The 20,506-nt window shown below is 60.7% G+C and carries 19 protein-coding genes; 12 read left to right on the forward strand and 7 right to left on the reverse strand.

Features of this window, described 5'->3' with window-relative positions:
- The first annotated feature begins 2 nt into the window (after positions 1-2).
- From G5253_RS14085 to G5253_RS14100, 4 genes are all read left to right on the forward strand, one after another.
- Positions 3-2,018, forward strand: a complete 2,016-nt coding sequence (locus G5253_RS14085; RefSeq protein WP_421203586.1) for an exoribonuclease II — start codon at positions 3-5, stop codon at positions 2,016-2,018.
- A 253-nt stretch (positions 2,019-2,271) separates the two neighbouring features.
- Complete coding sequence (locus G5253_RS14090; protein WP_266135410.1) at positions 2,272-3,858, forward strand: GGDEF domain-containing protein; 1,587 nt, start codon at positions 2,272-2,274, stop codon at positions 3,856-3,858.
- A gap of 4 nt (positions 3,859-3,862) precedes the next feature.
- The gene (locus G5253_RS14095; RefSeq protein WP_266135409.1) at positions 3,863-4,966 is read left to right on the forward strand and encodes an EAL and HDOD domain-containing protein; all 1,104 of its coding nucleotides are present in this window, start codon (positions 3,863-3,865) and stop codon (positions 4,964-4,966) included.
- A 65-nt stretch (positions 4,967-5,031) separates the two neighbouring features.
- Positions 5,032-5,622 carry an HAD family hydrolase gene (locus G5253_RS14100; RefSeq protein ID WP_184235819.1) on the forward strand — a complete coding sequence of 197 codons (591 nt, stop codon included), beginning with the start codon at positions 5,032-5,034 and terminating at the stop codon, positions 5,620-5,622.
- Between the two features lie 132 nt (positions 5,623-5,754).
- On the opposite strand, the gene hfq is transcribed toward G5253_RS14100, so the two are convergent.
- Positions 5,755-6,114: an RNA chaperone Hfq gene (gene hfq, locus G5253_RS14105; RefSeq protein WP_005335772.1), complete on the reverse strand. Its 360-nt coding sequence runs from the start codon at positions 6,112-6,114 to the stop codon at positions 5,755-5,757.
- A gap of 176 nt (positions 6,115-6,290) precedes the next feature.
- On the opposite strand from hfq, the gene G5253_RS14110 reads away from it, so the two are divergent.
- The 3 genes from G5253_RS14110 to G5253_RS14120 are packed head-to-tail and all read left to right on the forward strand — an operon-like array spanning position 6,291 to position 9,770.
- On the forward strand, positions 6,291-7,562 hold the full coding sequence (locus G5253_RS14110) for a paraquat-inducible protein A (protein ID WP_106844099.1): 1,272 nt from the start codon (positions 6,291-6,293) through the stop codon (positions 7,560-7,562).
- Entirely contained in the window at positions 7,555-9,204 is a 1,650-nt protein-coding gene (gene pqiB, locus G5253_RS14115; RefSeq protein WP_005335774.1) for an intermembrane transport protein PqiB, read from the forward strand. The genes G5253_RS14110 and pqiB overlap by 8 nt, the downstream gene beginning before the upstream one ends.
- Entirely contained in the window at positions 9,201-9,770 is a 570-nt protein-coding gene (locus tag G5253_RS14120; protein WP_042656389.1) for a PqiC family protein, read from the forward strand. Before pqiB ends, G5253_RS14120 begins: the two co-directional genes overlap by 4 nt.
- Before the next feature lie 78 nt (positions 9,771-9,848).
- Here G5253_RS14120 and rlmD read toward each other — a convergent pair whose 3' ends face one another.
- Entirely contained in the window at positions 9,849-11,201 is a 1,353-nt protein-coding gene (rlmD, locus tag G5253_RS14125; protein WP_266135408.1) for a 23S rRNA (uracil(1939)-C(5))-methyltransferase RlmD, read from the reverse strand.
- Between the two features lie 274 nt (positions 11,202-11,475).
- Between rlmD and G5253_RS14130 the strand changes: the two genes are divergently transcribed.
- A complete protein-coding gene (locus G5253_RS14130; protein ID WP_266135407.1) occupies positions 11,476-13,200 on the forward strand; it encodes a proline--tRNA ligase in 1,725 nt (574 codons plus the stop codon).
- Positions 13,201-13,294: 94 nt separating this feature from the next.
- On the opposite strand, the gene G5253_RS14135 is transcribed toward G5253_RS14130, so the two are convergent.
- The 3 genes from G5253_RS14135 to G5253_RS14145 form a co-directional block, all read right to left on the reverse strand.
- A complete protein-coding gene (locus G5253_RS14135) occupies positions 13,295-13,975 on the reverse strand; it encodes an SDR family oxidoreductase (RefSeq protein WP_201994735.1) in 681 nt (226 codons plus the stop codon).
- 31 nt (positions 13,976-14,006) lie between these two features.
- Positions 14,007-14,639 carry a TIGR04219 family outer membrane beta-barrel protein gene (locus G5253_RS14140; RefSeq protein ID WP_266135406.1) on the reverse strand — a complete coding sequence of 211 codons (633 nt, stop codon included), beginning with the start codon at positions 14,637-14,639 and terminating at the stop codon, positions 14,007-14,009.
- Positions 14,640-14,734: 95 nt separating this feature from the next.
- A complete protein-coding gene (locus G5253_RS14145; RefSeq protein ID WP_266135405.1) occupies positions 14,735-15,184 on the reverse strand; it encodes a copper chaperone PCu(A)C in 450 nt (149 codons plus the stop codon).
- A gap of 90 nt (positions 15,185-15,274) precedes the next feature.
- On the opposite strand from G5253_RS14145, the gene G5253_RS14150 reads away from it, so the two are divergent.
- Positions 15,275-16,024, forward strand: coding sequence for an enoyl-CoA hydratase-related protein (locus G5253_RS14150; RefSeq protein WP_266135404.1), 750 nt, complete (start codon positions 15,275-15,277; stop codon positions 16,022-16,024).
- An 18-nt stretch (positions 16,025-16,042) separates the two neighbouring features.
- On the opposite strand, the gene G5253_RS14155 is transcribed toward G5253_RS14150, so the two are convergent.
- Positions 16,043-16,471, reverse strand: coding sequence for a DUF2753 family protein (locus tag G5253_RS14155; RefSeq protein WP_216952074.1), 429 nt, complete (start codon positions 16,469-16,471; stop codon positions 16,043-16,045).
- Between the two features lie 283 nt (positions 16,472-16,754).
- On the opposite strand from G5253_RS14155, the gene G5253_RS14160 reads away from it, so the two are divergent.
- The gene (locus G5253_RS14160) at positions 16,755-17,414 is read left to right on the forward strand and encodes a CatB-related O-acetyltransferase (protein ID WP_266135403.1); all 660 of its coding nucleotides are present in this window, start codon (positions 16,755-16,757) and stop codon (positions 17,412-17,414) included.
- A gap of 94 nt (positions 17,415-17,508) precedes the next feature.
- On the opposite strand, the gene G5253_RS14165 is transcribed toward G5253_RS14160, so the two are convergent.
- Positions 17,509-18,216, reverse strand: a complete 708-nt coding sequence (locus tag G5253_RS14165) for a ParB-like protein (RefSeq protein ID WP_266135402.1) — start codon at positions 18,214-18,216, stop codon at positions 17,509-17,511.
- A gap of 184 nt (positions 18,217-18,400) precedes the next feature.
- On the opposite strand from G5253_RS14165, the gene G5253_RS14170 reads away from it, so the two are divergent.
- The gene (locus G5253_RS14170) at positions 18,401-20,005 is read left to right on the forward strand and encodes a peptide ABC transporter substrate-binding protein (RefSeq protein WP_266135401.1); all 1,605 of its coding nucleotides are present in this window, start codon (positions 18,401-18,403) and stop codon (positions 20,003-20,005) included.
- Between the two features lie 118 nt (positions 20,006-20,123).
- The gene (locus G5253_RS14175; protein ID WP_227341416.1) at positions 20,124-20,438 is read left to right on the forward strand and encodes a hypothetical protein; all 315 of its coding nucleotides are present in this window, start codon (positions 20,124-20,126) and stop codon (positions 20,436-20,438) included.
- Positions 20,439-20,506: the final 68 nt, after the last annotated feature.

A 20,506-nucleotide genomic window follows, 5' to 3' on the forward strand; every position in this document is an offset into this window, starting at 1 on the left:
TTATGTTCCAAGACAATCCGCTGCTGGCCCAGCTCAAGCAACAAATCCGCGAAAACATCCCGAAGAAAGAGGGTGTGATCCGCGCCTCGGACCGGGGCTTCGGCTTTCTGGAGGTGGATGAGAAGACCAGCTATTTCGTGCCGCCTCCTTACATGAAGAAGGTGATGCACGGTGACCGGGTGACCGCCCTGATCCGCACCGAAAAAGAGAAGGAAGTGGCCGAGCCGGATACCCTGCTGGAGCAGTCCGTCACCCGCTTCGTGGCCCGGGTCAAGATGTTCCGTGACCGCCTCAACGTGGTTGCCGACCACCCGCTGATCAAGGATGCCATCAAGGCCCGCGTCAAGAAGGGTCTGGATGAGAAAGAGTTCAAGGAAGGTGACTGGGTGGTGGCGACCCTCAAGCGCCATGCGCTGGTCGACGGCAACTTCTCTGCCGAGATTATCCAGAAGATCGCCGCCCAAGAAGACCACAATGTGCCCTGGTGGGTGGTGCTGGCGCGCCACAATCTGGCCCAGGTCGAGCCGGCTGACTTGCCGGAGTGGAAGGTGATCGAAGAGGAAGAGCTGCCCCGTCGCGATCTGACCGCAGTCCCCTTCTTCACCATCGACGGTGCCAAGACCAAGGATATGGACGATGCGCTGGCCATCACCAAGCTGGACAACGGCTGGGAGCTGCTGGTTGCCATCGCTGACCCGACCGCCTATGTGGCCGAAGGGAGCGAGCTGGACAAAGAGGCCGCCCAGCGCGCCTTTACCGTCTACATGCCGGGCCGCAACGTGCCGATGATCCCACGCACCCTCTCCGACGAGCTCTGCTCCCTGAAAGAGGGCGAGGAGCGCAACACCCTGTGCGCCCGTCTGCTGATCGCCGAAGATGGTCTGCTGCTGGAGGAGACCGAGTTCTTCGCCGCCCGCATCTGCTCCCACGCCCGTCTCAACTATGACGACGTCTCCGACTGGGCTGAGCATGGCAAAGAGCTGGCTATCGACGCAGGTGTGCTGGCCCAGCTGCCGCTGATGAAGGCGATGACCGAAGCACGCATCGCGTGGCGCACCGAGCATGCGCTGGTATTCCCGGATCGTCCCGACTACGACTTCGAGCTGGGCGAGAATGGCGAAGTGCTGGCTATCCACGTCGAGCCGCGCCGCATCGCCAACCGCATGGTGGAAGAGTCGATGATCGCCGCCAACATCTGCGCCGGTCGCGTGCTGGGCAAGAGCGTCGGTTACGGCATCTTCAACGTTCACACCGGCTTTGACGAAGAGTCCCTCGACGGCGCCATCGACCTGCTGAAAAGCGCCGAAGCCCCGTTCGAGCGCGACGAGATCGCCAGCCTCTCCGGCTTCTGCGCCCTGCGCCGCTGGATCGACAACCTCGACACCCGCTGGCTGGATGGCAAGATCCGCCGCTTCCAGAGCTATGCGCTGATGTCCTCCGAACCGGGCGCCCATTACGGTCTGGGTCTGGATGCTTACGCCACTTGGACCTCCCCGATCCGCAAATACGGCGATATGGTCAACCATCGTCTGCTCAAAGCCGTCATCGCCGGCAAGACCCCAGGTGAGCGCCCGAGCACCGAGCTCACCGAGCACCTGACCGCCTGCCGCCGCCTGCACCGCATGGTGGAGCGTGACATCGGCGACTGGCTCTATGTTCGCTACCTGAAAGCCGCCGCTGGCACCGATCAGGTATTCAACGCCGAGATCATCGACGTGATGCGTGCCGGTCTCAAGCTGCGTCTGCAGGAGAACGGAGCAGTGGTCTTTCTGCCTGCCCGTCATATTCTCGACAACAAGGATCGGCTGGAGTGCAACTGGGACAACGGCCGCGTCTATCTGGACAAGACTGAGGTGGTCTACGAGCTCGGCCAGATCATCGAGGTCAAGCTGACCGAAGCGGTGGAAGAGACCCGCTCCCTTATCGCCAAACCGGCTGTGGATCTGGTACCGGGCCCGGCACCGGAAGCCCCGGTCGCCGAGAGCACACCTGCGGACGTAGCCCCCAAGGCTGAGTAAGCCGCACAGAGTCATCTGATCTGCACGAGAGCCCGCCATTGCGCGGGCTCTTTTTTTCCCCGCATCTGCCATACACGCTGCCACAAGTGGTGCCACTACGCACAGTTTTCGCTACAGTTGGCAGTAAAAGCAGTGAATGTTTCCACGCATAACGTGGAATGCAACCAATATGTGCGACACCTCTCCTTTCTGACATATTAATCAAAGAGAAATATGTTTGTACTCACTTGGGTACAATCCAAGGGATATTGGTATGCAGGAATGGGACCCGGAACACTTCACCAACTTCGCTCAGTTATGCGAAGTGAGCCTCGCCACCATCCGTGAAAAAACCGATGCCGAACGCCTCTACCTCTGGCTGAAAGCCCCCGAACCACAGCTCTACAGCTTTCAGCTCGATAAGGGGCTGACCAGACTGGCTCCTGCTCATCTCGAACAGCTGACCCTGCCCCACCATCTGCTCGACAAGGCGATGGGCAAGGGGCAACTGGTGATCGAGCAGATCTACCAGCCGCCGGACTCTGGTGAGAATATCGAACCAGCCCAGCAACGGCTACGCGCCTGCTTCCCCCTCAAACGCCATATGAGCCTGGAAGGGGTCATCTATCTGGAGACCCACCGCCGTATCGACCGCCTCTCTGCACGCCAGCGTCAGGGGATCCAGCTGCTGATCCACTATCTGACCGCCGAATTGAGCAACCACCTGCTATCCAGCCAGGTCAATCAGGAGCGGGATCAGCGGCTCCATACCCAGACCGATCTGGTGCAGAGTCAGGCGCTGCAGAGCTCTTTTCTCACCATGTTGCAGGCGCTGCACATGGTCAGCGTCACCCTCTCCCGCAGCCGCAGCGAGAACGATCTGCTGCGGGACGCCGTGCTTCTGGCCCGCAAGGAGCTGCAGTTCGATCGGGTCGCCATCTTCCTGATCGAACCCGATGGCAAGACCATGCGCGGCACTTGGGGCACCAGCGAAGAGGGAGAGCTGGTAGACGAACATGACTTTGTCAGCCCCATTCCGGAGCACCCCACGGTGCAGGAGGCGCTCAGGCGCAAGGACTACGTACTGGTGCTGGAAGATACCCCCCTCTACTACGAGAAACAGCAGGTAGGTCGTGGCTGGAACGCCATGGTCTCGCTGTGGGATGGCACCACTCCCATCGGCTGGATCGCCGCCGACAACCTGCTCTGTCACCGACCACTCAAGGCTTATCAGAGCGAGATTTTCAAACAGTACGCCGCCATCCTGTCACAGTTACTGATCCGCCAGCGCACCCAGGAGCAGCTGGAGCGGCTCAATCGGGCGCTGGAGGAGGCCAATCACCGCCTCTCCCTGCTCTCGCTGGAAGATCCTCTGACTGGTATCGTCAATCGGCGCCAGTGGGACATCACCATGCAACGGGAATGGGAGTGGGCACGGCGCACCCAAAATCCGCTGGCGGTATTGATGATCGATGTCGACGACTTCAAGGCCTATAACGATCACTTCGGTCATACCAAGGGGGATGAGTGCCTGCAGCAGGTAGCCCGAGTACTGCGGGAGGCCGAGCGACGCTCTACCAATCTGGTGGCTCGTTATGGCGGAGAAGAGTTCGTCATCCTGCTCTGCGCCCCCCAACCCGGTGAGGCCGAACAACTGGCCGAGAGGATCCATGATGGCCTAACCCGATTAAAACTGCCCCATCCCGCCTCGCGGGTTGCTGATTTCATTACGGTTAGCATAGGCTTTAGCTATCTGGTTCCCTCCCTGAACGAGGCATGGCAGAGTCTGACCGAACAGGCCGATCAGGCGCTCTACCACGCCAAGTCTCAAGGACGGGCGCGCACTCTGGCCTATCGGTGATCCCATGCTGTTGCGTCGTTATCCCATCTTCAATCGCCGCCTGGCCCTGGTGGCCTACGGCATCGATTATCTGCTCGGCTCACCGGACGAGTGGCCCTCGCTGGCACAACATTGCCGCCTGCTGGCACAAGGGCGCCAATATCTGGTGCCCTTCACCCACGAACAGCTCGATGAACAGCGCCCCCTGCTGTTTGATCAGGATGCGATCCCGCTGGTCGAAGCCTCCAGCGAACGGCTACCAGCTTCCTTTCCGGTGCTGGAACAGTGGCGAGACAGTCGACGCCGGCTTGCCGTACACGGGGTCAGCCGTGAGCCACGCTGGCTCGGTGCCAGCCGTCTGCTGGTATTCTGGATGGGCGAAGAGGGGATCTGCCAGCCCACCGAACACAAGCGGATGGCACTCGATATCGAAACCTGGGAAGACTTTCTCCCGCTGCGAGAGGCCGGAGTCGACTTCTTTGCCGGTGGTTTTCTCGCCCGCCCCGAGCTGGTCAATCAGCGGGCCAACCAGCCCGACATGGCACTTGTGCAGCAGATCCTCCAGCTCATCTGCCACGAGGAGTTCTCCTTTGCCCAGGTGGCCCGCCTGCTGGAGCAGGATGCCTTGCTCCCGGGCCAGCTACTCACCTATGTCAACGCCCCCGGCTTCGATCATGCCGCCCCCATCACCTCGGTTTCCCGCGCCCTCTCCTATCTGGGAGAGCAGGAGATTCGCAAGTTTGTGCTGATCAACGGCCTGGCCCGGGTAAGCCAGCATATGCCGGAGGCCTCTACCCGGATGGCCATCGCTCGCGGTCGCTTCTGTGAACTTATCGCCCTCACCGCCCTAGACAAACGCGAAGCAAGCTGGGCTTTTCTGGTAGGGCTGGTACTCGATGGTTCCCTGCTATCGGAGTCGCTGAAGGCCCACCTGCCCAACAACGTAAAACGAGCCATCGAGCGGCACGAAGGGCCGCTGTTCCACCTGTTCCAGCTGGTCAGGACCTATGAACAGGGCAACTGGGCCCTGCTGGAGCAGCTGGCACCGAAATACCAGCTCGACCCGACCAGACTCACCCCCGTCTATTTTCAGGCGCAAATGTGGGGGCAAGCGTTTCTCACCTGCTAGGTGATGGCGAGGCGGGGAGCCACTGGCTAGAATGGGCTCCCTTTTTTCAGAGACTGACCCGCACCATGACGCTTTCCGGATTCCAAGGCCTGGTCTTTGACCTTGATGGCACCCTGGTCGACTCCATGCCGCTGCACCTCGCCGCCTGGGAACATACCGCCCGTGAGTTTGGCTTTCGCTTCGATGCCGACTGGTTCTATGAACTGGGTGGCATGCCGAGCCGCAAGATAGCCCTGCTGGTGGCACAGGAGCAGCAGATCCCCCTCGATCCGCTCGAAGTCACCCGCTGCAAGACCGCCCACTATGTGGCCAACCTGCACAAGGCGACCGTCTTTCCGGCCATGCAGGCGCTGGTCGAGCGCTATCATGGCGTCATCCCGATGGGGATCGGCACCGGCTCGCCTCGCGTCAACGCCGAGGCAGTGCTGCGCAACACAGGGCTGGATCGCTACTTCTCCGTGGTGGTCACCGCAGACGATGTGGAGCTGCACAAGCCCAATCCGGACACCTTCCTGCTGGTCGCCAGCAAGCTGGGGGTCGAGCCATCAGGCTGTCTGGTGTTTGAAGATACCGGTATCGGGGTACAGGCCGGAGAAGCAGCGGGTATGCAGACCTGCATGGTCAAAGAGGGCAAACCAGTCGGCATAACGGCGTAGTGCGGAAAAAAATATCGCCCTGCAAGGGGCGATAACCGGAACCGGCTCTCATACGGGACATGAATGAAAATGAGAGCAGGTTCCGTCAGCCGCTGACGCAGGGCGCGTCAACGGGGAGTGCGGGGCAGACGATTACTCGTTGTTGCCGCCGCCCTGATTGTCGTCATAACGACCCGGCGCACCGTGGGGGCGCGGCGCCATGGAGACACGCGGCTTGCGAGCACGCTGGATATTCACCTGCGGACGGCCGGTGTGCATGGCGATGGTGGAGATCTTGGCCTTGTAGACCAGCTGCTGGTTGCCGTGTGCATCGGTCAGCAGCACGCTGTACTGGTCAAACCCGCTGATGGTGCCTTCCAGCTTGATGCCGCTCACCAGAAAGATAGCGACCTGACTGCGGTTCTTGCGCAACCAGTTGAGGGCAGAATCTTGCCCGTTCCCGAGGGAGAAGGCTTGCTCAATCGTGGAGTAGCTTGGGGATTCAGTTGTCATAAATTATTGTCCCGCGGAAAAAAAGTGGCGTTTGATTGTGCTAAATGGGCACTGGCTTGTCAAAGTCATTCTCACTCCCGCCAGCAATAGCGGCCTCCGGGGGCTGGTCGCTGACCAGCACAACTGCGATAATCGCCAGCTCTGGCTCCACCATGGGCCTTATCTGGGGTTTTATCTTGCATCCGGTTTCACACCAACACCACACCACCTATGTCCATGATGCCACTGCCTGCGAAGAGTGTGACCTGCTGATACCGGCCACACCGCTCGAGGTGGGACAGGCCAGCTGCTGCCCCCGTTGCGGACACACCCTGAGTCGCCACCTGCCACAGCAGGAGTTGCGGCCGATCTCCTACGGGTTCGCGGCACTTATCATGTTCGTGCTCGCCAATGCCTTTACCTTTATGTCCTTCTCGGCCAAAGGGGTGGGCCAGGAGATGACCTTTTTGCAGAGCATCACCACCCTGGTGGATGAGGGCTATCTGTTTCTCGGCGCGGTACTGAGCCTGACCCTGATCGGCCTGCCGCTGGTCTATATGGGCTCCATCATGCTGGTGCTGTGGCGGATCGATAAAGATCTGCACAGCAATGCCCTGCGCTCCCTCGGCCGTCTGCTCTGCCGGATCAAACCCTGGCTGATGGTGGATGTCTTTCTGGTGGGAGTGCTCATCTCGCTGGTCAAGCTGATGGGGATGGCCGACATCAAGATGGGGCTGTCATTCTGGGCTTTCGTCGGCTACACCGTGCTGCTCATCAAGATGATCTCCTCACTGGATCAGATGTGGCTGTGGCAGCGGCTGTTCGGCCCGACCGAGGCGCGGGAGATCGACCCGGAAGCGGGCGCGCTGGAGTCCGGTCTGGTGGGCTGCCATATCTGTGGCGCCCTGAGCGAGGTGGGCAGCCACAGCTGCTCCCGCTGCGGCGGCAAGCTGCATGCCCGCAAGCCGGGCGGCCTGAACCGTACCTGGGCGCTGCTGTTTACCTCCGCCATTCTCTACATTCCGGCCAACGTCTATCCCATCATGGATACGGTGTTTCTCGGTGATGACAGCCCCTCTACCATCCTCGGCGGTGTGGTGCTGCTCTGGGCCATGGGCTCATACCCCATAGCGGCGGTGATCTTTTTCGCCAGCGTGGTGGTGCCGCTGGTGAAAATACTGGCGCTATTCTGGCTTTGCTATATGGTGCAGCGCGGCAATGTCACCTCCCCCCTCGGCAAGCTCAAACTCTATCGCATGACCGAATTTGTCGGACGCTGGTCGATGATCGACGTCTTCGTGGTGGCCATTCTGGCGGGCCTGATCCGGCTCGACAATCTGATGACCATCTACCCCGGCCCTGCGGCCGTTGCATTTGCAGGTGTGGTGCTGATCACAATGGTCGCCGCCATGAGTTTCGACTCCCGCCTGATCTGGGATTTACAACAAGGAGAACGCGAACGTGAGTGAGCGTAAAAAAAGGTGGAAACCGGGCTCTGACTTTCTGAGCTCTGCCGCCGCAATCTGGATGGTGCCCCTGCTGGCGCTGTTCATCGGTCTCTGGATGCTGTTCCAGCACTGGTACTCCCAGGGCCCCAGTTTCACCCTGACAGTCGCCACTGCCGAGGGCATAGTCGCTGGCAAGACGGTGATCCGCTCCCGCGAAGTGGATGTCGGCCGCATCGAAGCCGTCGAGCTGAGCGATGACTATAGCCATGCCGTGCTGAAAGGACGGCTGACCAATGCCGCCTCCGGCATGCTGCGCGGTGACAGCCAGTTCTGGGTGGTCAAACCCAGAGTGGGCCGTGAAGGGGTGTCGGGTCTGAGCACCCTGCTCTCCGGCGCTTATATCGAACTCGCCCCCGGCAAGAAAGGTCGGGCGCGGGACGAATACGCCATGCTCGACAAACCGCCACTCGCCTCCCTCGATGCCAAGGGGCTGCGTCTCACCCTCAGCAGTCGCGACACCCGCGCGCTGGGAGAAGGCTCCCCCATCAACTATCAGGGCTTCACCATAGGTCAGGTGGAAGAGGCGAAGTTCCTGCCCGAGAAGAGCGAGATGCAGTATCAAATCTTCATCCACGCCCCCTATGACATTCTGGTGAGCAGCAACTCCCGCTTCTGGATGACCCCGGGCTTCGAAGTCTCCATGAGCAGCGAGGGGATGAAGGTGAAGATGGATTCGCTGGAGAGCCTAATCGATGGCGGCATTACCATGGGTCTGCCACCCGGCTGGGCACCTGGCGAGCCGGTCAAACAGATGGAAGGGTTCACCCTGTTCCAGGATGAGGCGAGCGTGCTGGCCGGTAGTCTGGATCAGTTCATCGACTACGTCTTCCTGTTCGATGACAACGTGGGTGGCCTGCACCCGGGCGCGGCGGTGCAGTATCGCGGCATTCGGGTCGGTACCGTCATCTCCGCCCCCTACCTCATCGAGGACAAGGGCGTGCAAATCTTCAAGAGCCGCCAGATCCCGGTGCTGGCTCGCATCGAGGTGCAGCGCCTCTCCCACCGCTATGCCAAGGCGGAGAAGGATCAGTGGCGTGCCCTGTTCGGCAAGCAGTTCAAGGAGGGGTTGCGTGCCAGCCTCAAGACCTCGAGCCTGCTGACTGGCGGCAAGATCATCGACCTCAACTTCTATCCGGACGCGCCACGTTTCGAACAGGCCAAGCTGGCCGGTTATCAGGTCTTCCCCACCGTGCAGGGCGGGCTGGATCAGATCGAGCGCAAGGTGAACCTCATCCTCGACAAGTTTGTCGACATGGACATGGCAACCACCCTGACCAAGGTCAACGGGTCACTCACCACCCTGGATGGCACCCTGAAGAACATCAGTGCAGTCAGCGCCAACCTGAACAAGCTCACCGCCAAGGATTCCACCCAGCAGCTGCCCGCCTCGCTCAACGAGAGCCTCAAGCAGTTGCAGGAGACCCTGCAGGCCTATGATGCCCAGTCGCAGACCAATCAGGACCTGCGCCAGTCGGTGCAGACCCTCAATCAGTTGATGCGCGAACTGCAGCCGCTGGTGCACTCCCTCAACGAGCAGCCCAGCTCGCTGATCTTCGATCGCGCGCATCCATCGGACCCTGAGCCCAAGCGAGGCAAACAATGAAAAAAGAGATCCTGACGCTGGCCCTGCTGGGCCTGCTGGCGGGTTGCAGCAGCCAACCAAGCCTGCACTACTACTCGCTCGATGCCGATAGTCAGCAACCCGTGACGGCCCCGGCCCAACCGCAGCACCAGCTGGTGCTGCGCCCGGTGGCGCTGGCCAGCCAGCTCGACCGGATCAGTCTGGTCTATCAGCTGGAAGGACAAGAGCTCCACTTCACCGAGTACCATCGCTGGGCTGGTGCGCTGGACGATCAGCTCAACCAGCTCACCCTCAATGGCCTCTCCACCCGCCTGCCGGGCTGGGTGGTGCGGCAGGATGGCGCCCGCAAGGGGCCGGTGCTGACCATTCTGGTGGAGCGCTTTCAGGGCCGTCATGACGGCAGCGCCGTGCTGAGCGGTCGCTGGCGCCTGCTGGCGGAAGATGGCACCGTGCTGCGCGATGCTCCCTTCCGTCAGGAGCGGGTACTGCCGGCCGATGGCTATAACGCGCTGGTGAACGAGCTGGGTCAGGGCTGGCAACAGCTGCTCGACCAAATCGCCGCCGAAGTGCGCCAGAGCGCCAGCTAATCGGCCATCCGCCGATTGCAGAGATAAAAAAACGACGCCAGCTGGCGTCGTTTTTTTGTGGGCAAGAGTCGGGGCGACTTATGCCTGGGCGGGCAGGCTCAGACGAGCCACCGCTTCCACATGCATGGAGTGCGGGAACATATCGACCGGCTGCACTTCGTCCAGCACGAAGCCCTGCTTGACCAGCCAGGCAAGGTCGCGGGCCAAAGTCTGCGGGTTGCAGGAGACATAGACCAGACGGCGGGGCGCCATGGCGACCAGGATCTGCAGCACCGCCTTGTCACAGCCTTTGCGGGGCGGGTCCATCACCACCACATCAGCGGTCACACCCTGGGCGTGCAGTTCGGGCATCAGCTGCTCCGCCTTGCCGACGTGGAATTCGGTGTGCTCGATGCCGTTGAGGGCGGCGTTGCGACGGGCATCGCTGATAGCGCTCTCCACCGACTCGATCCCCACCACCTTGGCGGCCTTGCCAGCCAGGAACAGGGAGATGGTGCCGATACCGCAATAGATGTCGAACACCGTCTCGTTGCCGGTCAGCTCGGCATACTCGAGGGCGCTGGAGTAGAGCACATCGGTCTGGGTCGGGTTGTTCTGGAAAAAGGAGAGCGGCGAGATCTCGAACTCGAGTTCGTGGATCTTGTCGCGGATCACCCCTTCGCCGAGCAGCACCCGGTTGGTGGCGCCCAGAATGCGGTTGGTGCGCTCATCGTTGATGTTCTGCACCAGGGTAGTGACCGGCAGATCGCTCAGGGCTGCCAGCAGCTCGGCTTCGAACGGTAACTCCTCGCCCAAAGTGACCAGCACCACCATCAGCTCACCGCTCTTGAAGCCCTTGCGGGTCATCAGGTTGCGCACGCAGCCGCTGTGGTTTACTTCGTCATAGGCGGCGATGTCATGCGCGCGCATCCAGTTGCGCACCCGGGCGTTGAGCTCGACATGCAGCGGATCCTGCACCGCACAATCATCGGCGGTGATGAGATCGTGAGAGTGCTTGCGATAAAAACCGATCTCGGCACCGGCGTCACAGCCACGCACCGCATATTGCGCCTTGTTGCGATAGGCGAACGGGCTTTCCATGCCAAGGATATCCTTGACCGGGGTGTCACCCAGCCCGGCCTGCTCCAGTGCGCTCTGCACCAGTGCCTGCTTGAGCTTGAGCTGAGCCGGATAGGCCAGCGGGCGTACCTGACAGCCACCGCACTCGGTGTTGGGGCAGAAATCGGCAACCCGATCTGCTGAAGGTTGGAGCAGCTCGGCAACCTTGCCGTGCAGATAGTTCGGCTTGACCTCGGTCAGCTCCACCAGCGCCTGCTCACCGGGCAGCAGACCTTCGACAAACAGGGGGCGATCGAACAGGCGTCCTTTGCCATCTCCTTTGTCGGTCAGTTCCAGGATCTCGATCTGGTGTTGATGTCCCACTAACGGCATGAGCGGCTCCAAAAGTACTAAAAATGGGGGGTGATGAACGCGGCAGAGCCATGCCCATCGAGAAAAGGTGGCAGAGTTTAGCGGAGATCCGGCCAAATTGCAGGCATAAAAAGCCTGCTTGTTGCAATGGTCATTGCCCCTGGCCATCTGCCGGGCGTGGCCACCTTTCGGGTTGCGGCAAATTTAGCCCTTGGGCCGCAACGCCCAGCCTGTTAAAATTCCGCCCTTGAAATTATCCTGGGCCCCGCGCCCGTTCTAGCTAAGGTCTACCGCGATGCGTACCAGCCAATATCTGCTTTCCACTCTCAAGGAAACCCCCTCCGACGCTGAAGTTGTCAGCCACCAGCTGATGCTGCGCGCCGGGATGATCCGTAAACTGGCCTCCGGCATGTATGCCTGGTTGCCAACCGGTCTGCGGGTACTGAAGAAAATCGAGAACATTGTTCGCGAAGAGATGAACAATGCTGGTGCCGTCGAAGTCTCCATGCCGGTGGTGCAGCCTGCCGAGCTGTGGCAGGAGTCTGGCCGCTGGGATGATTACGGTCCCGAGCTGTGCCGTCTGACCGACCGTCACAACCGTCCCTTCGTGCTGGGCCCGACCCACGAAGAGGTGATCACTGCGCTGGTACGTTACGAAGTGAACAGCTACAAGCAGCTGCCGCTCAACCTCTACCAGATCCAGACCAAGTTCCGCGACGAAGTGCGCCCCCGTTTCGGCGTGATGCGCGGCCGCGAATTCCTGATGAAGGATGCCTACTCCTTCCACATCGACAAGGAATCTCTGGTCGATACCTACGAGAAGATGCACGCCGCCTACTGCAAGGCGTTCACCCGCATGGGTCTGAACTTCCGTCCAGTGCAGGCGGATACCGGCTCCATCGGTGGTACCGGTTCCCACGAATTCCAGGTGCTGGCAGAGAGCGGTGAAGACTTGATCGCCTTCTCCGATAGCTCCGATTACGCCGCCAACATCGAGATGGCCGAAGCACTGGCACCGGCTGGTGAGCGCGCTGCCGCCACCGCAGCCCTGACCAAGGTTGCCACCCCGAACGTCCACACCATCGACGAAGTGGCTGCCTTCCTGAACGTGGCTCCGACCGCCATCGCCAAGACCCTGCTGGTACTGGCAGAGGAAGATGAGCACGGCAAGCAGGCCGTCATCGCGCTGGTACTGCGTGGCGACCACGAGCTGAACGAGATCAAGGCCGAGAAACTGGCTGGCGTAGCCAACCCGCTGACCTTCGCCAACGACGAGCAGATTAAAGCTGCCGCCGGTTGCGATGCAGGTTCCATCGGCCCGGTCGGCTTTGCCGGTCGCATCATCGTCGATCGCAGCGCCGCCCATCTGGCGGACTTCGTCTGCGGCGCCAACGAAACCGGCTTCCACCTGACCGGTGCCAACTGGGATCGCGACATCGCTTCTTACGAAGTTGCCGACCTGCGCAACGTGGTGGAAGGCGACCCGAGCCCGTGCGGCCAGGGCAAGCTGCTGCTCAAGCGCGGTATCGAAGTGGGCCACATCTTCCAGCTGGGTACCAAGTACTCCGAAGCGATGAAGGCGAGCGTGCTGAACGAAGCTGGCAAGTCCGTCACCATGGAGATGGGTTGCTACGGTATCGGGGTTTCCCGTCTGGTGGCTGCCGCCATCGAGCAGAACAACGACCAGTACGGCATCATCTGGCCGGACGCCATCGCCCCGTTCGAAGTGGCCATCGTGCCGATGAACATGCACAAGTCCGAGCGCGTGGCCGAGCAGGCACAACAGTTCTACGCCGAGCTGAAAGCCGCTGGTGTGGACGTGCTGTTCGACGACCGTAAAGAGCGCCCGGGCGTGATGTTCGCCGACATAGAGCTGCTGGGCATCCCGCACGCCATCGTCATCGGCGATCGCGGTCTGGACAACGGCGTGGTGGAGTACAAGTGCCGCCGCACCGGCGAGAAGCAGGAAGTGGCCATCAGCGACATCATCGCCATGCTCAAGGCCAAGCTGGGCCGTTAATTCCGCCCCTTACCTGAATAGAAAAGCGCGCCGTTTGGCGCGCTTTTTGTTTCTGTATGTTCTGACGACGGCAACCGGATGACAAGGCTCAGTCTCAGGGATTGCGACCGATAAAGAGGTCGGTCACGTGGCAGCTGCTTCTGGCTTCCAACGCATCGAGCATATAGGCCGCCGCATCTTCCGGGGTCATGAAGCCACTCGGGTCCACGTGATCCGAGTTGGCCCAGAATTCGCTGCGGATCCCGCTCGGATAGAGATTGACCAGCCGCAGTGGCGAGCCTTTCAGCTCGGCGCGCAAGGATTCGAGAAAGCCGCGCATCCCCCATTTGGAGGCGCAGTAGAGGCTCTCGTTGGCCTTACCCACCTGAGCGGCGGAGGAGAGCACATTGGCCAGCACTCCGCCTTTCTCACCGATAAGCCGCACCGTCTGCTGGGCCACCAGAATGGTGGAGATGAGATTGCTCTCCACCACCCGGCGGATCTGCTCGGCGGTGTAGACACCGACCGGGCCAAACTCGCCCACCCCGGCGCAGTGGATCACCATATCGGGCAGGCCGCCCCACTCCACCGCAGCAGCGAAGGCGACGTCAACCTCTTCATGGTGCGCCAGATCGGCGGCGATGCCGATCACCGCGCTGCCGAGCAGTTGCTCCTGCTCCTGCAGTCGCTGATAACGGCGCCCCATCATGGAGACCTGATGGCCCCGCTCAACCAGTCCGATAGTCAGCGCCCGGCCGAGACCGGAACCGGCACCTGTCACTATGATGTGGCCCATTATCGCTCCTCGTCGTCAGTCGACGGTCAGATTAGAAAGTGAATTCGCCGCCCATGAACCAGCCATCAACAGACTGGTCGATATTGGCGAAGTCGACCTTGGCTTCACGCCAGCCGGCACGCAGCTTGATCGGCATGGAGGAGAACTTGTAGGAACCACCCAGACGGTAGTCATAGTTGTCCGCATCGTGAGTACGCAGATCGCCGAAGAAGGCGATGCCGGTGCCCGGGATCTTCACTTCGCTGCCGGCATAGGCCATCAGGGTATCTTCGTTATAGCCCTTGCGACCGACATAGACCTGCTCGCCATCGTAGTGACGACCGGTCATACCCAGATCGATCTTGAACAGATCGTTGTTGAACAGACGGTAGTAGAGGCTCAGATCGTAGGCGGTCAGGTCGTTCTTGAAGTTGCCGCCGGAGGTGCTGAAATCGGAGACTTCAAACTTGGCGTTCGGCAGGAGGATGATGCCGTGTTCCAGTTGCAGATAGCCGTTCCAGTTGTAGCTGTCGTCATAGCTGCCATCAGCACTGGTGCCATAAGCCTGACCACTGCCCTTGGCGGCCCATACGTCGGCACCGGCGGCAAAACGCCAGTCGTCAGCGGCCATGGCACTCTGGCTGCACAGAGCCAGCACAAAACCGGCAATCAGCGTCTTTTTCATTACGTCACTTCCTCTTGCATACATGGAAAAGAGCACTATTTTACTCGGTGCAGCCAAAATACCCAGCGTCAATCCTGAACAAACGACGACAAATGTCAGTGCTTCATATGCTTCATCTCTGCCATCGGCTCAATCGGCTTCACCGGCAGTGACAGATCCAGCTGCTGACCATCATCCATGGTGAGGGTGAGCGGGAAAGGAGTCTGCTCGGAGAGCGTGCCCACCTCGAACAACATGATGTGCAGGCTGCCCGGTTTCAGCACCGCTTCGCCCTTGGCCGGGATCTCGATATTTTCGACCTGACGCATCTTCATCACGCCATTTTCGTGCAGGTGAGTGTGCAGCTCGGCACGACCCGCTGCAGCAGAGGCCGCCGCCACCAGCTTGACCGGCTGGTCGGCGTCATTCTTGAGCACAATAAAGGCGGCAGTGTTGGGGGAGCCCGGCGGCAACAGCCGCACATAACCGTCGACAGCCTCGACCTTGGCTAGTGCAGGCGCCGTCATACCCAAAACCAGCAGAGAATAAAACGCACGTTTAAACATGGTTGAAATCCTTTTATGATGTTGTTAAACGGCGCCAAGGTTACCCCAGCGGCAACCTTTTTTGCACCTTTCAATAACAAGGATTTAGACATGGCCCCCATTCTCATTGCCGAGCAGCAGGATGGCTTGCTCACCCTGACCCTCAACCGCCCCGACAAACGCAACGCTCTCAATACCGAGCTGTATAAGCAACTGGTGGCAGTGCTGCGAGAGGCGGCAGCCGATGAGGAGGTGCATGTCCTGCTGTTGCAGGGGCAGCAGGATTGCTTTACCGCGGGCAATGATCTGGCCGACTTTATGGGCAAAAGTTCGCTGGAGCCCGACGACCCCATACTGCAGTTCCTCCACACCCTTGCCGATTTCCCCAAACCCGTGATCGCCGCCGTGGCAGGCCCGGCGGTGGGGATTGGCACCACCATCCTGCTGCACTGCGATCTTGTCTATCTGGCGGATAACGCCCGCTTGCAGCTCCCCTTTGTCGAGCTGGGACTGGTGCCGGAGTTTGCCTCCAGCCTGCTGCTGCCGCGTCTGGTGGGGCACCTCAAGGCGGCCGAGCTGTTGCTGCTGGCCGAGGCGATGGATGCCGAGGAGGCGCTACGGCTCGGGCTGGCCAACAAGGTGGTGACGGCCGATGGAGTGCTCTCCTTTGCCCGCGAGCAGGGGCTGAAGCTGGCGGCCAAACCGCCCAGAGCGCTGCAAAAGAGCAAGGCACTGCTCAAGCAGGAGCTCAAACAGGCGGTGCACTTTGTCATCGATCTGGAGGCGCGCGCCTTCGCCCAGGCACTGCAAGGGGAAGAGGCGCAGCAGCGCATCGCCCAGAAACTCCAACGGCGAGGCTGAGCTGCCGCTCAACGCAAGTCAGTTGAGTCGAAAACGGCCGATCAGCTCGCAGCCCTGCACCTTGTCCTGCAGCTGGATCAGCCGGGCAATTTCCGGATTGGGGTGGCGCTTGAGAAAGGCGAGCAGGGCCCCACGGCAGCAACCCAGCTCGCTGATCAGTGCCTCGCACTCCCGGTTGGGGCATTGTGGCACCAGCGCCGTCACCAGCTCGGAGGCGAGCTTCAGGTAGCGCAACTCGTAAGTCGGCTCATCCATCGCCCGCCAGAAGTCGGCCAGCCGATGACAGGTGGCGACCCGCATGGTGGCCAGTTCGGGCAGCTCGACCTGGGTCATCTCGTAAACATCCCCCAGCGCCTGCTGATAAAAGCAGATCGCCGCCCCCAGCGAACCGGCCTGCCAGGCACGCTCCGCCTCCAGCATGTATCGTTGCCAACTTTGCGGTGTCATCTCGCTCTCCCGAGTCCGTCATGGTGGGAGTGTTATCATGGCTAATTGAGAATAAATATCAACCAGAGGGTTAGTGCAGGATCTCTGCGCAACCTTGGCAAACCCGGCGCCCGACCTTATGATCGTGCCCTTCCCCCCTTCTTTGGAGCCCCACAATGCGACCACGCCTTCCGCAGATGCTGGGCTGCTCCCTGCTCTGCGTGCCCCACATGCTGGTCTGGATCTATTAGCTGCGCTCACGCGAACGCAACCCATCCGATCCATTCAGCAAAGGAGTACCAACATGAACCCCTGCCAACACTGGTCGCAGGTCGAATACCTGCACCTGACGGTGACCAACCCCAATATCTGCCTCAAGGGACAGCACAGCTACTACTCGGGTGCCTGGGATGGCCCCTTCGAAGAGGTGGCGGTGCGCTACCTCCATGGCGATCCCTTCAGCCGCAGCCCGGACACCGGCTGGGAGCCGCTCTGGCATATCGACCGGCTCCATATCGGCGACTATGTGCAGATTGCCGCCGGGGTGAAGATCATCATGGGGGGCAACCACACCCACAACACAGCCTTCATCAGCACCTATCCGTTCGCCGATCTGGCAGCGCTCCAGCGCAGCTACCGCCCCGCAGGCGATACCCGCATCGGCAACGATGTCTGGATCGGCATGGAGGCGATGATCATGCCCGGCGTCACCATCGGCGACGGCGCCATCATCGCCGCCCGCTCGCTGGTCAATCAGGATGTGCCGCCCTATGCCATGGTGGCGGGCACCCCAGCCAGGGTGGTGCGGATGCGCTTTGGCGAGGAGGAGATTGCCCGGCTACAGGCCCTCGCCTGGTGGGATTGGCCGGATCAACAGGTCAACGATCTGCTACCGCTGATCCAGCAAGGTGACGTCGCCCTGCTTGAACAGGCGGCTGCCCACTGGGCGGAGCGCCATGAGTGACTACCGCTAACCAGTAGCTGACAGCATAAGAGCGACCCCAGGGTCGCCCTCTTTTATCTCCGGCATGCTCTGGACGCCGTCATCGCACATCCACTCACTGCGCGCTTTTGGACTGGTTGAGGCTGCACTGCTTGCCGGGATAACCGGGTAGCTCCTTGGCATCGCTGCCGCAGGCGAGCCGTTTGGCCTGTTGCAGGCGGGCCGCCAGATTGGCGCTGTCCACCGGCATCCATTGCATCTGCTTGCCGAGCCAGCTGGCCCAGGCAAACTCGACGAAATAGACCCGTTTGTCCTTGCGAAAGTAGCCCGCATTCTGCAGCAGTCCGGCGAGGGTGCGATAGGGGTAATCAGGCAGCTTGTCGATGCTGGTCGGCAACTGCTCCGGGGTCAGCGGCTGTCCCTTCTCATCCTTGAGCCAGGCCCAATGATTGTTCTGCATCTGGCTCCAGAAGTTGGCTTTGTCCTGCAGACGGCCAATCACCTTGACCCGGGCATCCTTGACGCCCTGCTGCCACAACGCCTTGGTGAGATGGTGCCTGTCCACCAGCCAGTAGCTGCCATCCGGCGCAATCACCACGGGGATCTCTTTCTTTTTCATCAACTTGTCGAGCTGCTTTGCGCTCATGTCCGCCAATGTGGCCTGGGTCTCATCGACCTGGATCTGGCCGACGCCCCCCTGAGTCGGGTGCAAGGCATCGATGCCGATCTCGCACCAGTTGCCCACCGCCGTGTCGCTCTGGCACGGGGCCAACGCCCAGGCACCCTGGCTCAACACACAGGCCAGCACTAACCATGCTTTCATCGTTTGACACTCCTCACCACATTGAACTGCACAGACGCCGGGAACGCTCTTCTACCCCGATTGGGAGTGAGAGTCGAATGCTGGCGGTCAGACCAGCAAACGGGATATCATGATTTCCCATCTGTCGGCGATATTTTCTCGCCGAGTTTTCTCCCCGCTTCACACTATTTGAAGGATCCGACCCATGAAAGGATGGAGCCCCTTGCTGGCCCTGCTGGGCTGTGCTGCTGTCCAGGCTGCCGATATTCCCGCCGGAACACAACTCGCCGCCGAGCAGATTGTCGTTCGCCACCTCAAGGATGAACCTGCGAGCCTGAGCCCGCTCAAGCTGGTCGGCCTGCCGGAGTTGCAGGTACTACGGGATCTGTTCGAGGGGCTGCTGACCCAGGGGCCGGATGGCAAACCGGTTGCCGGAGTGGCGGCCAGCTGGGAGAACAAGGGCAACCAGTTCTTTACCTTCCATCTGCGCCCGGATGCGCGCTGGTCCAACGGCGATCCGGTCAAGGCCGGCGACTTCGTCTACGGCTGGCGCAAACTGGTCGATCCGAAAGAGGCGGCCACCTTCGCCTGGTTTGCCCAACTGGCCCGTTTCGACAAGGTGGACGAGATAGTAGCTAGCAAATTGCCTGCCAGCGAGCTGGGGGTCAAGGCCCTCGATGATCACACCCTGCAGGTGACCCTCTCCCAGCCGGTGCCCTACTTCCTGAACCTGCTGAGCCACCCCAGCCTGTCGCCGCTCCATCAGGCCAGCATCGAGCAGTACGGCAACCAGTGGACTCAGCCCGGTAAACTGGTGGGCAACGGTGCCTTTGCGCTGAACCATCGGGTGGTCAACGAGAAGCTGGAGCTGACCCCCAACCCTTATTACTGGGATCGGGCACATACCGTATTGACCAAGGTGATCTTCATGCCGATCAATCAGGAGAGCGCGGCCACCAACCGCTACCTGGCTGGCGATCTGCATATCACCGAATCCTTCCCCAAGGAGCAGTACGACAAGCTGAAGCAGCAGATCCCGAATGAGGTCTATACCCCGGATCAGCTCGGCACCTACTACTACGCCTTCAATACCAAACAGGCGCCACTGAACGATGTGCGGGTGCGCAAAGCGCTCTCCTACACCATCGACCGCGCCCTGATCGCAGACAAGGTGCTCGGCACTGGCGAGAAACCGGCTTATCACTTCACTCCGGATGTAACCGCCAGCTTCACCCCAGCCGCCAACCTGCTCTCCACCAGCAGCCAGCCGGAGCTGGACAGCAAGGCCAAGGCCCTGCTCAAGGAGGCCGGTTACGGCCCGGGCAAGCCACTCAAGCTGACCCTGCTCTACAACACCGCGGAAATTCACAAGAAGATGGCGCTGGCCATCGCCAGCATGTGGAAACAGAAGCTGGGCGCCGAGGTCGAGCTGACCAATCAGGAGTGGAAAACCTATCTCGACAGCCGCCAGAGCGGTCAGTTCGAGGTGATCCGCTCCTCCTGGGTCGCTGACTACAACGACCCGTCAGCGTTCCTCGGCCTGTGGGGCTCCCGTCACAGCGGCAATATGGCAGGCTTTGCCAATGCCCGTTATGACCAGCTGCTGGCAGAGGCGGCCAGCACTCAGGATGCCGCCAGCCGCAGCAAGCTGTTTGGCGAGGCGGAAGCGATCCTGCTGGATCAGGCCCCTATAGCCCCCATCTACCAGTACACCAATGCCCGCCTCATCAAGCCATGGCTCAAGGGCTACCCCATCAACAACCCGGAGGATGTGGCCTACAGCCGCCAGCTGTACCTGATCAAACACTGACACCGGCCACAACGATGCGAGGCCCCGCAGGGCCTCGCTATTGATACTGTTAACACCCCGATTTCCAGCCTAAAATGCCGCCCCTTCTGTTCAATTAATCTTCAATACCCAGTCAGACATGCGTTATTTGATACTGCTCTCGTTGTTGTGGACCCTGCCTGCACAGGCCAACAGCGAATCCCAATGCCAGCAAGAGTTTGTCGGCTGGATGCTGCATCAGCAGCAACAGTTCAGTGATCGCAAGTCTGACAAGATGGAGCGACGCCGGGCCGAGCGGGCCATCGATCTTGCCCGGCAGGAGTACGACAAGCAGGCCAGCTTCTGCAAGACCATGCAGCTTGTTCGTGAATACAAAGATGGCGATCCACGTTTTACTCCGCGCCCCGGAGAGATACACGACTACAGTACGACTTCTGACAACACATCAGGGTGACCCTGACCAGAAAAACCAAAAGCGCGTCGATTGACGCGCTTTTTGTGGTTCTTGCCCTGACAAAGCGG

Origin of the sequence: Aeromonas sp. 602658, assembly GCF_049173005.1 — a bacterium.
Classification (GTDB): Bacteria; Pseudomonadota; Gammaproteobacteria; order Enterobacterales; family Aeromonadaceae; genus Aeromonas; species Aeromonas veronii_A.

What these genes read in the sequence shown, in the direction of transcription:
- G5253_RS14175 (WP_227341416.1), top strand. Translation starts at nt 20,124, where the DNA reads ATGCGTTATTTGATACTGCTCTCGTTGTTGTGGACCCTGCCTGCACAG.
- G5253_RS14145 (WP_266135405.1), bottom strand. Translation starts at nt 15,184, where the DNA reads ATGTTTAAACGTGCGTTTTATTCTCTGCTGGTTTTGGGTATGACGGCG.
- G5253_RS14135 (WP_201994735.1), bottom strand. Translation starts at nt 13,975, where the DNA reads ATGGGCCACATCATAGTGACAGGTGCCGGTTCCGGTCTCGGCCGGGCG.
- rlmD (WP_266135408.1), bottom strand. Translation starts at nt 11,201, where the DNA reads ATGCCGTTAGTGGGACATCAACACCAGATCGAGATCCTGGAACTGACC.
- G5253_RS14165 (WP_266135402.1), bottom strand. Translation starts at nt 18,216, where the DNA reads ATGAAAGCATGGTTAGTGCTGGCCTGTGTGTTGAGCCAGGGTGCCTGG.
- G5253_RS14155 (WP_216952074.1), bottom strand. Translation starts at nt 16,471, where the DNA reads ATGACACCGCAAAGTTGGCAACGATACATGCTGGAGGCGGAGCGTGCC.
- G5253_RS14120 (WP_042656389.1), top strand. Translation starts at nt 9,201, where the DNA reads ATGAAAAAAGAGATCCTGACGCTGGCCCTGCTGGGCCTGCTGGCGGGT.
- G5253_RS14085 (WP_421203586.1), top strand. Translation starts at nt 3, where the DNA reads ATGTTCCAAGACAATCCGCTGCTGGCCCAGCTCAAGCAACAAATCCGC.
- G5253_RS14140 (WP_266135406.1), bottom strand. Translation starts at nt 14,639, where the DNA reads ATGAAAAAGACGCTGATTGCCGGTTTTGTGCTGGCTCTGTGCAGCCAG.
- hfq (WP_005335772.1), bottom strand. Translation starts at nt 6,114, where the DNA reads ATGACAACTGAATCCCCAAGCTACTCCACGATTGAGCAAGCCTTCTCC.
- G5253_RS14150 (WP_266135404.1), top strand. Translation starts at nt 15,275, where the DNA reads ATGGCCCCCATTCTCATTGCCGAGCAGCAGGATGGCTTGCTCACCCTG.
- G5253_RS14130 (WP_266135407.1), top strand. Translation starts at nt 11,476, where the DNA reads ATGCGTACCAGCCAATATCTGCTTTCCACTCTCAAGGAAACCCCCTCC.
- G5253_RS14170 (WP_266135401.1), top strand. Translation starts at nt 18,401, where the DNA reads ATGAAAGGATGGAGCCCCTTGCTGGCCCTGCTGGGCTGTGCTGCTGTC.
- G5253_RS14160 (WP_266135403.1), top strand. Translation starts at nt 16,755, where the DNA reads ATGAACCCCTGCCAACACTGGTCGCAGGTCGAATACCTGCACCTGACG.
- G5253_RS14100 (WP_184235819.1), top strand. Translation starts at nt 5,032, where the DNA reads ATGACGCTTTCCGGATTCCAAGGCCTGGTCTTTGACCTTGATGGCACC.
- G5253_RS14090 (WP_266135410.1), top strand. Translation starts at nt 2,272, where the DNA reads ATGCAGGAATGGGACCCGGAACACTTCACCAACTTCGCTCAGTTATGC.
- G5253_RS14095 (WP_266135409.1), top strand. Translation starts at nt 3,863, where the DNA reads ATGCTGTTGCGTCGTTATCCCATCTTCAATCGCCGCCTGGCCCTGGTG.